General features: G+C 67.8%; 11 protein-coding genes. All 11 read left to right on the top strand.

Features of this window, described 5'->3' with window-relative positions; all coding sequences use genetic code 11:
• Window positions 1–42: 42 nt before the first annotated feature.
• Window positions 43–1,818, top strand: a complete 1,776-nt coding sequence (locus tag L0966_RS10950) for a PAS domain-containing sensor histidine kinase (RefSeq protein WP_234051948.1) — start codon at window positions 43–45, stop codon at window positions 1,816–1,818.
• 16 nt (window positions 1,819–1,834) lie between these two features.
• Window positions 1,835–3,202, top strand: coding sequence for a sigma-54 dependent transcriptional regulator (locus tag L0966_RS10955; protein ID WP_234051949.1), 1,368 nt, complete (start codon window positions 1,835–1,837; stop codon window positions 3,200–3,202).
• Between the two features lie 228 nt (window positions 3,203–3,430).
• Complete coding sequence (locus L0966_RS10960) at window positions 3,431–4,786, top strand: ABC transporter substrate-binding protein (protein ID WP_234051950.1); 1,356 nt, start codon at window positions 3,431–3,433, stop codon at window positions 4,784–4,786.
• A gap of 28 nt (window positions 4,787–4,814) precedes the next feature.
• Window positions 4,815–6,146 (top strand): ABC transporter substrate-binding protein, encoded by a 1,332-nt coding sequence (locus L0966_RS10965; protein WP_234051951.1) that lies wholly within the window; start codon window positions 4,815–4,817, stop codon window positions 6,144–6,146.
• Window positions 6,147–6,306: 160 nt separating this feature from the next.
• Window positions 6,307–7,206, top strand: a complete 900-nt coding sequence (locus tag L0966_RS10970) for a branched-chain amino acid ABC transporter permease (RefSeq protein ID WP_234051952.1) — start codon at window positions 6,307–6,309, stop codon at window positions 7,204–7,206.
• 3 nt (window positions 7,207–7,209) lie between these two features.
• Entirely contained in the window at window positions 7,210–8,211 is a 1,002-nt protein-coding gene (locus tag L0966_RS10975; protein WP_234051953.1) for a branched-chain amino acid ABC transporter permease, read from the top strand.
• Window positions 8,208–9,008: an ABC transporter ATP-binding protein gene (locus L0966_RS10980; RefSeq protein WP_234051954.1), complete on the top strand. Its 801-nt coding sequence runs from the start codon at window positions 8,208–8,210 to the stop codon at window positions 9,006–9,008. Before L0966_RS10975 ends, L0966_RS10980 begins: the two co-directional genes overlap by 4 nt.
• The gene (locus L0966_RS10985) at window positions 9,005–9,649 is read left to right on the top strand and encodes an ABC transporter ATP-binding protein (protein WP_234051955.1); all 645 of its coding nucleotides are present in this window, start codon (window positions 9,005–9,007) and stop codon (window positions 9,647–9,649) included. The genes L0966_RS10980 and L0966_RS10985 overlap by 4 nt, the downstream gene beginning before the upstream one ends.
• A 34-nt stretch (window positions 9,650–9,683) precedes the next feature.
• The gene (locus tag L0966_RS10990; RefSeq protein WP_234051956.1) at window positions 9,684–10,841 is read left to right on the top strand and encodes an iron-containing alcohol dehydrogenase; all 1,158 of its coding nucleotides are present in this window, start codon (window positions 9,684–9,686) and stop codon (window positions 10,839–10,841) included.
• Between the two features lie 332 nt (window positions 10,842–11,173).
• Entirely contained in the window at window positions 11,174–12,640 is a 1,467-nt protein-coding gene (locus tag L0966_RS10995; protein WP_234051957.1) for an NAD-dependent succinate-semialdehyde dehydrogenase, read from the top strand.
• A gap of 43 nt (window positions 12,641–12,683) precedes the next feature.
• Window positions 12,684–13,838, top strand: a complete 1,155-nt coding sequence (locus L0966_RS11000) for an iron-containing alcohol dehydrogenase (protein WP_234051958.1) — start codon at window positions 12,684–12,686, stop codon at window positions 13,836–13,838.
• The last annotated feature ends 178 nt before the right edge of the window (window positions 13,839–14,016 follow it).

Raw genomic sequence — 14,016 nt, forward strand, 5'->3', positions numbered from 1 at the left:
GCTTTTGGATTTGGCGGAACCTGTGGTTAGGTGCTCGCCATCTTGTCCATCGAAGATCCGCACCCCATGCCAGCCGGCCCCGCTTTTGGCGGCTCCCGACGCCTGCGCCGCCTGTTTCGCGGCCAATATCCGCGCCTGTCCAGCGTGGTGGGCCGCTATGTGGTGGTGACGGTGACCATCTTCGCGGTGGCCCTGGTCAGCGTGGGCGCGCTCTATGACCGCTTCACCAAGGAACTGGAAACCACACTGGTGGGCGAGCGCCAATCGGCGCAGGAGGCCGCCACCGCCAATCGCATGGCCGCCTTCCTGGAAACCATGCAGTACCAGCTCGCCAAGATTTCCAACTATCCGGGCCTCAACGCCTTCCTCGCCAATCCCGAGGGGCCGGCCACCGCCGACATTGCCGCGCTGCTGCGGCTGGAAGCCGACGTTCCGGACCTTTACGGCATCCTGTTCTTCGACGCCCACGACAAGCTCAGATATGCCATTGCCGGCCAGGCGGCCTCCGGCCCGCCTTATTGGACCACCAAGGGCTGGTCCATCGCCGGGCTGCCGCTGGTGGTGAAGGACGGGGTGGAGATCATCGGCCCCACGCTGCCGGAGCCGGGCCGCGCGGGGTGGATTCTGCTGCGCCGGCCCATGCGCGAGAGCGCCAACGGCACCGGCGGCAGCGTCGCCCTGCACGTGCGCCTCGCCTCGATGACGGAGCAGCTCGACAAATCCAACACCAGCGCCATCGTGCGGCTGCTCCTGTCCACCCCCTCAGGCGCCATCCTCGACGCCACCGGCCGCCCCATCACCGACGCGCGCGAGCTGGCGCCGGGGCCGGAGGTGCTGCCGGGCTGGCGACTGATGCGCGACCGCCGCTCGCCCGACCTGATCTCGTCGCTGCGCTCGGCGCGGAGCTGGCTCTATGTGGGCGGCGCGCTGGTGATGATCGTGGTGGTGGCGCTGTTCGTCCATCTGGGCCTGCGCATGCGCCGACGCGTGGACCTGCTGGTGGAGGGCGCGAACGCGGTGGCGAGCGGCAACCTCACCTATCGCCTGCCCATGACCCGCCAAGCCGATGAGATCAACGCCCTCTCCTCCGCCTTCAACACCATGGCGGAGCGGGTGAAGGAGATGATCGACCGCACCGTGCACACGGAGAAGATGGCGGTGCTGGGCCAGTTCGCCACCGGGGTCGCCCACGAGGTGAGAAACCCCCTCGCCACCATGAAGACCACCGTGCAGAGCCTGAGCCGCGACGAGCCGGACGAGGACCGCCGCGAGCTGCTCATCGACCTGGAAGCGGAGGTGGACCGCCTCAACCGGGTGGTGAACGACCTACTCACCTATGGCCGTCCCCACCCCGCCGCCCGCGGCCCGCAGGCGGTGCGCGAGCTGCTGCGCCGCACCGCCACTCTGCTGAAGCCGGTGGCCGCCGAGCACGGCGTGCACCTGGCCTCCACCGGGGATTCCAGCGTCGGCCTGCTGGCGGACGAGGATCACATGCAACAGATCCTCGTGAATCTGGGCCTGAACGCCATCCAGGCCTGCGCCCGCGGTGGCACAGTCACCTTCCGCTCGCGCCGGGAGGGGGAGCGCACCGTCATCGAGATCGCCGATGACGGTCACGGCATCGCCAGGGCGGACATCGCCCGCGTCACCGACCCCTTCTTCACCACGAAGCCGACGGGATCGGGGCTCGGCCTCACCATCAGCGAGCAGATGGTGCAAGCCAATGAAGGCACAATGAATATCGAGAGCACCCTCGGGGTTGGAACGCTGATTTCGCTGAGCTTCCCAGCGGCGGACCCGACCCGCGAAGGGGCCTGAGGAGGAACGCCAAGCCATGCAGGCCGCATCCATTCTGGTGGTGGACGACGAAGCGCCCTTCGTGCGCTCCCTGGTCTACGCCCTGAAGAAGGAAGGGCTGAAGCCCACGGGCGTGAACAGCTGCGCCGCCGCCCTCGACGCGGTGCGCGCCAGCGAGATCCACCTTGCCCTGGTGGACCTGCGCATGCCCGAGGTGGACGGCATGGAGACCCTGGCACGGCTGAAGGCCCTCTCCCCCGATCTGCCCGTCATCATGATTTCTGCCCATGGCGACACCCGCGCCGCCGTGCAGGCAGTGAAGGCCGGGGCGGTGGACTATCTCACCAAGCCGTTCGAGCTCGACGAGCTGATCCACTGCATCCGCCAGGCCCTCGACCGGCGGCGCATGCATGAGGAGATCGAGTACCACCGCAGCCGCCAGCTCTCCACCGCGAGCCTCATCGGCGCCAGCCCGGCCATGGTGGCGCTGCGGGAGGCCGTGGAGCGGGTGGCGGGCAGCGGCACCTCGCGCATCCTCATCCATGGCGAGTCGGGAACCGGCAAGGCGCTGGTGGCCCGCGCCATCCATTCCGGCAGCCGCCGCGCCGACCAGCCCTTCGTGGAGGTGAACTGCGCCGCCCTGCCGGAGCAGCTCATCGAGGCTGAGCTGTTCGGCGCCGAGAAGGGCGCCTATACGGGCGCCCACCAGAAGCGCACCGGCCTTGTGGCGGTGGCGGAGGGCGGCACGCTCTTCCTCGACGAAATCGGCGAGGTGCCGTTGGCCCTGCAGGCCAAGCTGCTGCATTTCCTCGAGGATGGCACCTATCGCCCAGTGGGCGCGGGCAGCGTCCACACCGGCAATGTGCGCGTGGTGGCCGCCACCAATCGCGATCTTGCGGCGCTGGTCCGCGAGGGCCAGTTCCGCGAGGATCTCTATTACCGGCTCAACGTCATCAACGTGGCGGTGCCCGCCCTACGCGAGCGGGCGGGCGATGCGCTGGTGCTGGCCGACCATTTCGCCGCCCGCTATGCCCACCAGGAGGGATGCGCGCGCATTTCCTTCGCGCCCGAGGCGGCCGCCCTGCTCCAGGCCCACCCCTGGCCCGGCAATGTGCGCGAGCTGAAAAACCTGATCGAGCGGCTCACCATTCTCTATCCCGGCGAGACCATCACCCCCGGCGTACTGCCCCAGGAGCTGCGCGGCGCCCTGCCCCATCCGGCGGCGCCCCAGAGCGAGCCGGAAGCCCTCCCCACCGTGACCATCGACGACCAGATGGACCACGCCGAACGCCAGCTGCTGCTGGAAGCGCTCAGCCGCTCCAGCGGCCATAAGGGGCGGGCGGCGGAGACCCTGGGCATCTCCCGCCACGCCTTGAAGCGCCGGCTCCAGCGCCTGGGCCTCTGAGCGGGCCCGCTCCGCCCGCTCATCTTGAGCGGCCCTGAGCGGAAAGCGCTCATGAGCGCCGCTCAGGGGAGCGCTTTCCGCTCAGCCCTGCGCGCGCCGATCATCGCCCCTGCGAAAATCGCAAGGCTCTGCAAGCCGCTACGCGCCCGCCTCCTTCTGGCACGGCCTTTGCTGTTCCCTCCCTAACAAAAATGAAACGAGCGAGCGCTCGAAAGGGAGGATGGAGCCGTGGAGACGCGGAAGCTGGGTCATCATCCGGTGTACCGAGGGATGCGAAGCGCGCTGAAGCGCCTCGCGCTCGCCGGCTGCCTGTTGATGGGCGCCAGCCTTGCCGCCCACGCGGAGCGCATCGAGCTCGGCGCCTCTCCCAAGGAAGCGGACGCGGTGGTGGGCTGCATCTATCCCATGACCGGCCGCGCGGCCATTTACGGCGAAGACAGCGTGCAGGGCATCCGCCTCGCCCTGAAGGACATCGCCGATGGGCGGGTGACGGGAAAGCCCGGTCCGCGCCTGCGGGTGATCGTCGACGATGCGCTTTCGAAGGCCTCCTACGGCCTGCGACTGGCTGAGAACTTCATCGACAAGGACCATGTGAACTTCCTGTGCGGCATGGTCTCTTCCGGCGTGGCGCAGGCGGTGAGCGACGTGGCGCGGCGGCGCAACATCATCCTCATCGGCACCGACCACGCCTCCTCCCGCCTCACCATCGAGGCGGAGCATCCCCATTATTTCCGCGTTTCCAACGACAGCTGGACCTCCAACGCGGCCGGCGCGCGCTATCTGCGCGACATCCGCGCCAAGGAGCCGTGGCAGCGCATCGCCATCCTCAATCCCGATTACGAATACGGCCACGTCTCCCGCGACGACCTTTTGGCGTCCATGGACCGGCTGGGCATGAAATACGAGGTGGTGGCGGAGCTGTGGCCCAAGCTCTACGAGCCCGATTACTCCTCCTACATCCAGGCCCTGAAGGACCTGAAGCCGGATATCGTGGTGACGGCGCTGTGGGGCGGCGACTTCCTGGCCTTCCTGAAGCAGGCGCAGGCCACCGACCTGTTCTCCCAGATGCGGGTCGCGAACTTCGACACCGGCGCCAATTACGACGTGCTGGTGCAGCTGGGCGCCCAGCCGCCGCCCGGCCTCATCCTCTCCGCCCGCCACCACAACAACTGGCCGCAAACGGAAGAGAACCGCCATTTCGTGGAGGGCTTCCGGTCCATGGTGGGGCGCTATCCCACCTATGCGGCGGAGGGGGCATACACCGGCATGGTGGCGATCGCGAAGGCAGTGGCCGAGGTGGGCAACGCCACTGACGACACCGCCCTGATCAATGCGCTCGAAGGCATGCGCCTGAAGCTGCCGGAAGATCCGGAGGGCTATGCCTCCGCCATCGATCCGCTCACCCACCAGATCCTGCAGGCGCAGGCCGTGGGCACCCCAGTTCCCAACGACCACTTCCCCCCCGCCAAGGCCATGCTGGGCAACATCCGCGCCTATTCGGCCGAGGACCTGCGCCCGCCGCCCGACCTCGTGCGCGCCCGCCGCGCCGCCGCTCGCCATGGGGCCGACAGCCCCACCCAATGACAATCCGGTTCAAAAGGGAGAACCTCAAGTGAAGAACGCCCAATCCACGACCACGCGCGTCGCCGGTCGCATCGCGGCGGGTGTCGCCGCCGCCGCCCTCGCCTCCACCATGCTGGCGGGCGTCGCCCAGGCGGCTGAGAACGGCAAGTTCCGCGTCGGCATCGTCACCTTCCTGTCCGGCCCGGCCGCCGGCCCGTTCGGCATTCCCTCCGCCAATGCCGCCAAGGTCATCGTGGAAGGCCTGAACAAGGGTGCCCTGCCCGCCCCCTACGCCTCCAAGGGCATCAACGGCGCCGAGATCGAGGCCGTCATCATCGACGAGGCCGGCGGCGCCACCAAGCAGGTGGAAGAGTTCCGCAACCTGGTGCAGCGCCAGAAGGTGGACGCCGTGGTGGGCTACATCTCCTCGGGCGACTGCCTTGCCATCGCCCCGGTCGCGGAAGAGCTGAAGGCGCTCACCGTGTTCTATGATTGCGGCACCTCGCGCCTGTTCTCGGAGGACACGAAGCCTAAGTACAGCTTCCGCACCGGCCTCGACGCCGCTGTCGACAATATCGGCGCGGCCCGCTACCTCGCGGCCACCAAGCCCGACATCACCAAGATCGCCGGCATTCAGCAGAACTATGCCTGGGGCCAGGACAGCTGGCACGATTTCACCCTCGCCATCGCCCAGACCATGCCGAAGGTGAAGGTGGTCGAGAACCAGATGCCGAAGGTGTTCCAGGGCCAGTATGGCGCTGAAATCTCGGCGCTCTCGGTGAAGAAGCCTGAGGTGGTGCACTCCTCCTTCTGGGGCGGCGACATGGAAGCCTTCGTGCTCCAGGCCAATGCCCGCGGCCTGCTGGACGACGCCACCGTGGTGCTGACCTGCGGCGAGTCCGCCCTCGACCGCTTCAAGGACCAGGCCCCCAACGGCTCCATCATCGGCGCCCGCGGCCCGTTCGGCGCCTTCGCCCCCAAGAATGCCCTGAACGACTGGTTCGTGAAGTCCTACACCGACACCTATTCCATGGCCCCCACCTATCCGGCCACCAAGATGGCCCAGGCCATTCTCGGCCTGAAGGCGGCGGCCGAGAAGGCCGGTGGCGGCAACGGCACCGTGCCCACCGCGGACGCCATCTCCGACGCCTTCAAGGGCTCCACCTTCGAGTCCGTCGCCGGCACCGTGAAGATGGATCGCGCCGATGGCCACCAGGCCGTGCAGCCCATCTCCTACGGCACCTACAAGTATGATCCGAAGACCGGCAAGGCCACCATCGAGAACGTCATGACCTTCTCGGGTGACTGCGTGACCCCGCCGGACGGCACCACCTCCGACGCCTGGATCAAGGCCGGCTTCCCCGGCGCCAAGTGCAACTGACCCAGGCGACGGCGCGCCGTCCGGCGTGCCGTTCCCAGATCGGGATCGCCTGACCGGCACTGATCCCGTGACCCGAGGGCCGGCGGCTCCCCCGCCGCCGGCCCGTTCGCCCCCGAGACGACGCTCCCAAGACGACGTCCCCCAAGACGGATGCGGTCCTATGCTGAGCTTTTTCGCCGTGTTGATCGACGGCACCATCTATGCGTCCTGGCTGTTCCTGGTCGCCGCCGGCCTGACGGTGATCTACGGCGTCATGCGCATTCTCAACATGGCCCATGGCTCCTTCTATGCCATCGGCGCCTACACGGCCGCGTCCGCGATCGGCTGGTATTTCGCCGACGGGTCGGGATCGGCCGGCATGAGCTTCCTGATCCTCATCGGCGCCGCGCTGGTGGCCGGCCTCGTGGTCGGCCTCGCGGTGGAACGCGGGCTGCTCCAGTTCATGTATGGGCGCGATGAGATCCTGATGGTGATCATCACCTACGCCCTGCTGCTGATCCTCGAGGACGGCATGAAGCTGGTGTTCGGCGTGAACCCGTATTTCGCCTACCAGCCCTATACCGCGCTCGGCCGCTCCACCATCGCCGGGCTGAAGGTCTCCAATTACGACCTGGTGCTGATCGGCATCGCCATCACCGTGGGCGTTGCCCTATGGGCGTGGCTGGAGCGCACCAATCTGGGCAAGATCCTGCGCGCCGTGATCCATGACCGGGAAGTGGCCCGGGCCATGGGCGTGAACGTGCGGCGCATGTTCACCCTCACCTTTCTCATCGGCACCACGCTCGGCGCCCTGGCCGGTGCGCTGACCGCGCCGTCCATCTCGGTGGTGCCGGGCATCGGCGTGGAAGTGATCGTCCTCGCCTTCGCCGTGGTGGTCGTTGGCGGCATGGGTTCCATCGAGGGCGCCGCCGTGGGCGCGCTGCTGTTGGGCCTGTCCCGCGCCGCCGCCGTGCACTTCGCCCCCCAGTTCGAGCTGTTCGTGATTTACGGCGTCATGTCCCTGGTGCTGGCCATCCGGCCGCAGGGCCTGTTCGGCCGCACGCTCGCAAGGAAGATCTGACCCATGCGCCTCGACAAGACTGAACTCGCATTGATCGGCCTTGCGGTCGTCCTGCTCCTGGGCGGGCTGTTCGCGGCCCCCGGCTGGCTGATCTTCCTTCTCACCGTCGCCCTCGCCAAGGCTCTCGTCGTCCAGGGCGTGGTGATGCAGATGAAAGCCGGCCTCGTCTCCTTCGGCCAAGGCCTGTTCTACTGCGTGGGCGGCTATGCGGTCGGCATGGGTGGCCAGTTCCTGGGCATCTCCGCCGGCCTCGTCCTGCTCGCCATCGGTGTGGTGGCGGCGGTGGTGCTCGCCATGATCCTGGGCCTGCTGATGACCCGCTATCGCGAGATCTATTTCGCGATGCTGTCGCTGGCCTTCTCCATGATCCTCTATGGCGTGCTGGTGAAGAGCCAGGAGCTCGGCTCCACCGACGGCTTCAACGTCAACAGCTGGACCCTGCTGGGCCAGACCATTTCCGGCGGCGAGCAGGCCACCCACGCGGTGTTCGTGCTCACCGTCATTGCGGCGGCGGCGGTGGCCTTCTTCCTCAACCGCTACTACCGTTCCTCCGTGGGCATGACCTGCGAGGCGATCCGCGAGAACGAGGTGCGCGTCGAATATCTCGGCCTGTCCCCGCGCTGGATCAATTACGCGAACTATGTGGCGGCGGCGGCGGTGTCGGCGCTGGGCGGCGGCCTCACGGCGCTGGCCACCGGCCATGTGGACCCCGACATGGCCTATTGGACCACCTCCGGCGAATTCGTCTTCATCGCCCTCCTGGGCGGCACGGGCAGCGTGTTCGCGCCGTTCCTCGCGGCCATCGTGTTCTCGCTGGTGCGCACCTATGCCATCGAGTTCCTGCCCAATGCCTGGCAGATGATCCTCGGCTTCACCCTGCTCGGCATCGTTGTGTTCCTGCCCAAGGGCCTGTGGAGCCTGTTCACCCGCGCGCGGGTGGATGCCCCGGTTTCCGCCGCCCCCTCCTCCACCTCGAACACCCGCACGGGAGGCGCCCGCGCATGAGCCCGATCCTCGAAACCCGCAAGCTGAACAAGTCGTTCGGGGCGGTCACCGCCGCCAAGGACCTCAACGTCAAGATCGATAAGGGCGAGATCGTCGGCGTCATCGGCGCCAATGGCGCGGGCAAGACCACGTTCATCAACATGGTCACCGGCTATCTGCCGCCCACCTCCGGCGAGATCTTCATGGACGGCAAGGCCATTTTGGGCCTCGCCCCGCGCGCCATCACCCGCGCGGGCCTTGCCCGCTCGTTCCAGGTGGCCCAGCTCTTCCCGGAACTGACGGTGCTGGACAATCTCGTGATCGCGCTCGCCGCCGCCGAGAGCCCGCACCCCTCCTTCCTGAAGCCCCTGCACACCAAGGCGCGGGTGGCCAAGGCCGAGGAGATCCTCGCCGAGTTCAAGGTGGCGAGCTATCGCGATGCCCGCGTGACCGCCGTGCCCCAGGGCTCGCGCAAGCTCATCGACATCGCCATGGCGATGATCGGTAATCCCAAGATGCTGCTGCTCGACGAGCCCACCTCCGGCGTGAGCGTGGACGAGAAGGGCGACCTGATGGACACTGTGATGGCCGCGGTGCGCCATCACGGCCTCACCGTGCTGTTCGTGGAGCACGACATGGAGGTGGTGCGCCGCTACGTCTCGCGCATCCTCGCTTTCTACAGCGGGGAAATCATCGCCGACGGTCCGCCCGACGCGGTGCTGGCGAATGAGCGCGTGCGCGAGCTCGTCACCGGGCACACCGACCACAAGAGCGCCAGCCAGAAGGGCGCCGCGCAGCAGGGGAGTTCCGTGGCATGACGCTCGCCATCTCCAATCTCGACGTCTCCATCGCCGGCATCCCGATCCTGCGCGGCGTGACGATGGAAATCCCCTCGGGCAAGATGGTCGGCCTCATCGGCCGCAATGGCGCGGGCAAGACAACCTTGATCCGCTCCATCATGGGCCTCACCGCCATTTCCGGGAACATCGTGTTCGACGGCACCTCCATCGGCGACAAGGAGGCCCATACCCGCGCCGGCATGGGCATCAGCTACCTGCCGGAGGACCGCCGCCTCATCCCCTCGCTGACGGTGGAAGAGAACATCCTGATGCCGGCCTGGGCCAACAAGCTGAAGGATGCCCCCGCCCGGCTGGAGTGGATCTATTCGCTGATGCCGGAGATCGCCCAGTATCGCGACCGCAAGGCGCTGCAGCTTTCCGGCGGCCAGCAGAAGCTGGTGGCGTTGGGTCGCGCGCTCATGCCCGCCCGGCGCCTGCTGCTGCTCGACGAGCCGTTCGAGGGCGTGGCGCCGGTGCTTTCCCGCCGCCTCACCGAGGTGATCGGCAAGCTGCGCAGCGAGGGCCTGTGCGTGCTCCTCTCGGAATCCGACGCCACCCACTCGTCCGATCTCGTCGACCAGGTGTTCAACATCGAGCGCGGCGTGGTCACCACCAACTGACCCCGCCCCCGTCCTCGTTTCCAGAGCATTCGCGATGAACCTGAACTTCTCCTTCGAAACCACCCCTTACGTCATCCAGGAGATCGGCGGCGCCACGCGCTTGCCCGCCCTCGCGGCGGAGCTCGGCGCAAAGAGGCCGATGATCGTGACCGATGCCGGCCTCGTGAAGTTCGGCGTGATCGCGCCCGTTCTTGAGGCTTTCGCCGCCGCCGGCCAGCCGGTGGAGGTGTTCACCGACGTCCAGGCCGATCCGCCGGAAGAGGTGGTGCTCGCCACCGTCGCGGCCGCCAAGGCCGCGGGGGCCGACACCATCATCGGCATTGGCGGCGGTAGCTCCATGGATACGGCGAAGCTCGTCGCCCTGCTGCTGGGCGCGGAACAGGCTTTGCCCGAGATCTATGGCATCGGCCTCGCGCGCGGGCCACGCCTGCCGCTGATCCAGGTGCCCACCACCGCCGGCACCGGCTCGGAGGTGACGCCCATCTCCATCGTCACCACCCCGACCCATGAGAAGAAGGGCGTGGTGAGCCCCCTGCTCTATCCCGACATCGCGGTGCTGGACGCGACCCTGACCACCGGCCTGCCGCCGGCTGTCACCGCCGCCACCGGCATCGACGCCATGGTGCACGCCATCGAGGCCTACACCAGCAAGCACAAGAAGAATGCCGTCTCCGATGCGCTCGCGGTAAAGGCCCTGAGCCTGCTCACGGCCAACATGGATCGCGTGATCGCCGACGGAGCCGACGTGGAAGCCCGCTCCGCCATGCTGCAGGGCTCCATGCTGGCGGGCATGGCCTTCGCCAATGCCCCAGTGGCGGCGGTGCACGCGCTGGCCTATCCGCTCGGCGGTCACTTCCATGTACCCCACGGCCTGTCCAACGCGCTGGTGCTCACCCCGGTGCTGCACTTCAACAAACCGGCCGCCACCGCGCTCTATGCGGAGCTGGCGGGGGTGGTGCTGCCGGGCCAGCGCTTCTCCAGCGAATATGCGGCGGCCGATGCCTTCATCGGCTTCATGCAGGAGATGGTGGCGCGCATGCCCTTCGCCCAGCGCCTCACCGAGGTGGGCGTGGCCGAAGCGGACCTGGAGCGCCTCGCGGTGGACGCCATGAAGGTGGAGCGGCTGTTGATGAACAATCCGCGCCCCGTCTCCAAGGATGACGCCTTCGCCATCTACCAGTCGGTGCTGTAAGGCTAGCGGCCCGGGGGCGCGCTTCCCAACGCGCCTCGCGGGCCATTGCCCGAGCCCGCGCGGCGTTTGGGCAAGACCTGCCCGATAACGCGCACGGCTCCGGGGCCAAGTGTCCGGAAGGACACGGCCAGCTCCTGCGCCGGCCCCTTCCCCCGTCCACGTACGAACCGGCACCAGCCCATGCCCTGCCGGTTCCGCATCCCGTGGACATCAGCGACCTGTGCGTTGCGCCGCCGAGCCGGGGCGTCCATGCCTGTGCCGCGTGAGAAGCATGGCGACCCCGACGCCGCCATCACCGGTTACCCGAATTCCTGCCGAGGAGGCATCAAGCCATGGCCCTTCTTACCCTCTCCGACACCGCGCTGCTGCGCGACAAGGCCTATATCGACGGCGCCTGGACCGCCGCCGACACGGGCAAGACCTTCGCCGTGACCAATCCGGCCAATGGCTCCGAGCTGGCCCAGGTGCCGGACATGGGCGCCGATGAGACCCGCCGCGCCATCGAGGCCGCCGACCGCGCCCTCCCCGCCTGGCGCGCCAAGACCGCCAAGGAACGCGCCGTCATCCTGCGCAAGTGGTACGAGCTCATCATGGCCGCCCAGGAAGACCTGGCGCAGATCATGACCGCCGAGCAGGGCAAGCCGCTGGCGGAAGCGCGCGGCGAGGTCTCCTACGGCGCCTCCTTCATCGAGTGGTTCGCGGAAGAGGGCCGGCGCATCTATGGCGACGTGATCCCCAGCCACGGCGCCGACAAGCGCATCATCGTCATCAAGCAGCCCATCGGCGTGGTGGCCGCCATCACCCCCTGGAACTTCCCCAATGCCATGATCACCCGCAAGGTGGCCCCGGCCTTGGCCGCCGGCTGCACCGCCGTGGTGAAGCCCGGGGAGGACACGCCCCTTTCCGCCCTCGCTTTGGCTGAGCTGGCCGAGCGCGCAGGCATTCCCGCCGGCGTGTTCAATGTGGTGACCACCATGCAGGCCGCCGCCGTGGGTGGCGAGATGACCGCCAACCCCATCGTGCGCAAGCTTTCCTTCACCGGCTCCACCCCCATCGGCAAGCTGCTGATGTCCCAGTGCGCCGGCACCGTGAAGAAGGTGAGCCTGGAGCTGGGCGGCAACGCGCCCTTCATCGTGTTCGACGATGCCGACCTCGACGCCGCCGTGGCCGGGGCCATGATGTCCAAATACCGCAATGCGGGCCAAACCTGCGTGTGCGCCAACCGCCTGCTGGTTCAGGCCGGCGTCTATGACGCCTTCGCGGAGAAGCTGGCCAAGGCCGTTTCCGCCATGAAGGTGGGCGCGGGCGATGAGGCGGGCGTCACCACCGGCCCACTCATCAACCAGAAGGGCTTCACCAAGGTGGACCGGCTGGTGAAGGACGCCGTGGCCAAGGGCGCCAAGGTGCTGGCCGGCGGCAAGCCCCACGCGCTGGGCGGCAACTTTTACGAGCCGACCATCCTCACTGAGGTTTCCCAGGACATGGAGCTGTTCTCGGAAGAGATCTTCGGCCCGGTGGCCCCTCTCTTCAAGTTCGAGACCGAGGAAGAGGCCATCGCCATGGCCAACGCCACCCAATATGGTCTTGCGGGCTACTTCTATGCCCGCGACATCGGCCGCATCTGGCGGGTGGCGGAGGCGCTGGAATACGGCATTCTCGGCATCAATGAGGGCATCATCTCCACCGAGGTGGCCCCCTTCGGCGGCGTGAAGGAATCCGGCATCGGCCGCGAAGGTTCCAAGTACGGCGTCGATGACTTCGTCGAGATCAAGTATATGTGCCTCGGCGGCATCCGCTGAGCGCCCATTCCATCGATCTCACTCAGATAATCCGGATAGTGCCATGAACTATACGTTCAGAAGTGTGCGCCACATCGTCTGCGAGGCCGGCGGCCTCCTGAAGCTCGGCGCGCTGATGAAGGACCTTAACGCCAGCCGCGTGCTCATCGTGTGCGATCCCGGCATCGTCACCCTGGGCTTTGCCGACACCGCCAAGGCGTCGCTCGCCGAAATGGGCATCGCCGTGGATGTGTTCTCCGACGTGGCGGCCGATCCGCCCGTGTCGGTGGTGCTGGCGGCCGTGGAGCGGGCGCGGGCATTCAAGGCCGATGGCGTGATCGGCATCGGCGGAGGCTCCTCGCTCGACACGGCGAAGCTGGTGGCGTTGATGATCAACTCCACCCAGCCCATCGAGGAGATGTACGGCACCAACCTCGCCAAGGGCGCGCGGGTGCCGCTGATCCAGGTGCCCACCACCGCGGGCACCGGCTCGGAAGTCACCTGGGTGTCGGTGGTGACCGACGCGGAGGGCCGCAAGAAGGCGATCTACGCGCCGCAGCTCCTGCCGGACGTGGCCCTGCTCGACCCCGAGCTGACGCTCGGCCTGCCGCCGCGCATCACCGCCGCCACCGGCCTCGACGCCATGGTGCACGCCATCGAGGCCTTCACCAGCCGCACCTCCAAGAACCTGCTGGCGGATGCGCTGGCGGTGAAGGCGCTGCAGTTGCTCTCCGGCAATATCCGCACCGCGGTGAAGGACGGCAAGAACGTGGAGGCCCGCGCCGCCATGCTCCAGGGCTCGCTTTTGGCGGGCATGGCGTTCGTGAACGCCTCGGTGGCCGCCATCCATGCCATGGCCTATCCGCTGGGGGCGCGCTATCACGTGCCGCACGGGCATTCCAACGCCATCGTCATGGCGCCCATCATGCGCTTCAACCTGCCGGTGGCGACCCCGCTCTATGCCGAGCTGGCCCGCCAGACCCTGCCGGGCCGCGCCTTCGCTTCCGACGCCGAGGCGGCCGAGGCGCTGGTGGCGGACATCGAAGCCCTGGTGCCGTCCACGGGTCTTGAAATCCGCATGCGCGACCTGGGCGTGCCGCGCGATGCCATTCCCTCCATGGCGGAGGAAGTGGACGTGGGCATCCGCCGGCTCATCGCCTGCAATGCCCGCGACATGACCCGCGCCGACATCCAGGGCATCTACGAAAGCGTGTACTGACGCCCAGGGGCGCGCGCCCGGTTCCGAGGGCTTTACGCCCGCCGGCACGGGCGTGAGTGCAGTGGCACAAGACATCATCGCAAACGGCGCGGCTCCAGTCAGGGGCGGCGCCGTTTTCACATCCAGCTTTGTGAAGGGGCACGAGCAACGCTCGCCCGCTCGATGCCCTCCTCGCTCC

Source organism: Xanthobacter sp. NM-59 (genome assembly GCF_021401125.1).
Taxonomy (GTDB): Bacteria; Pseudomonadota; Alphaproteobacteria; order Rhizobiales; family Xanthobacteraceae; genus Xanthobacter.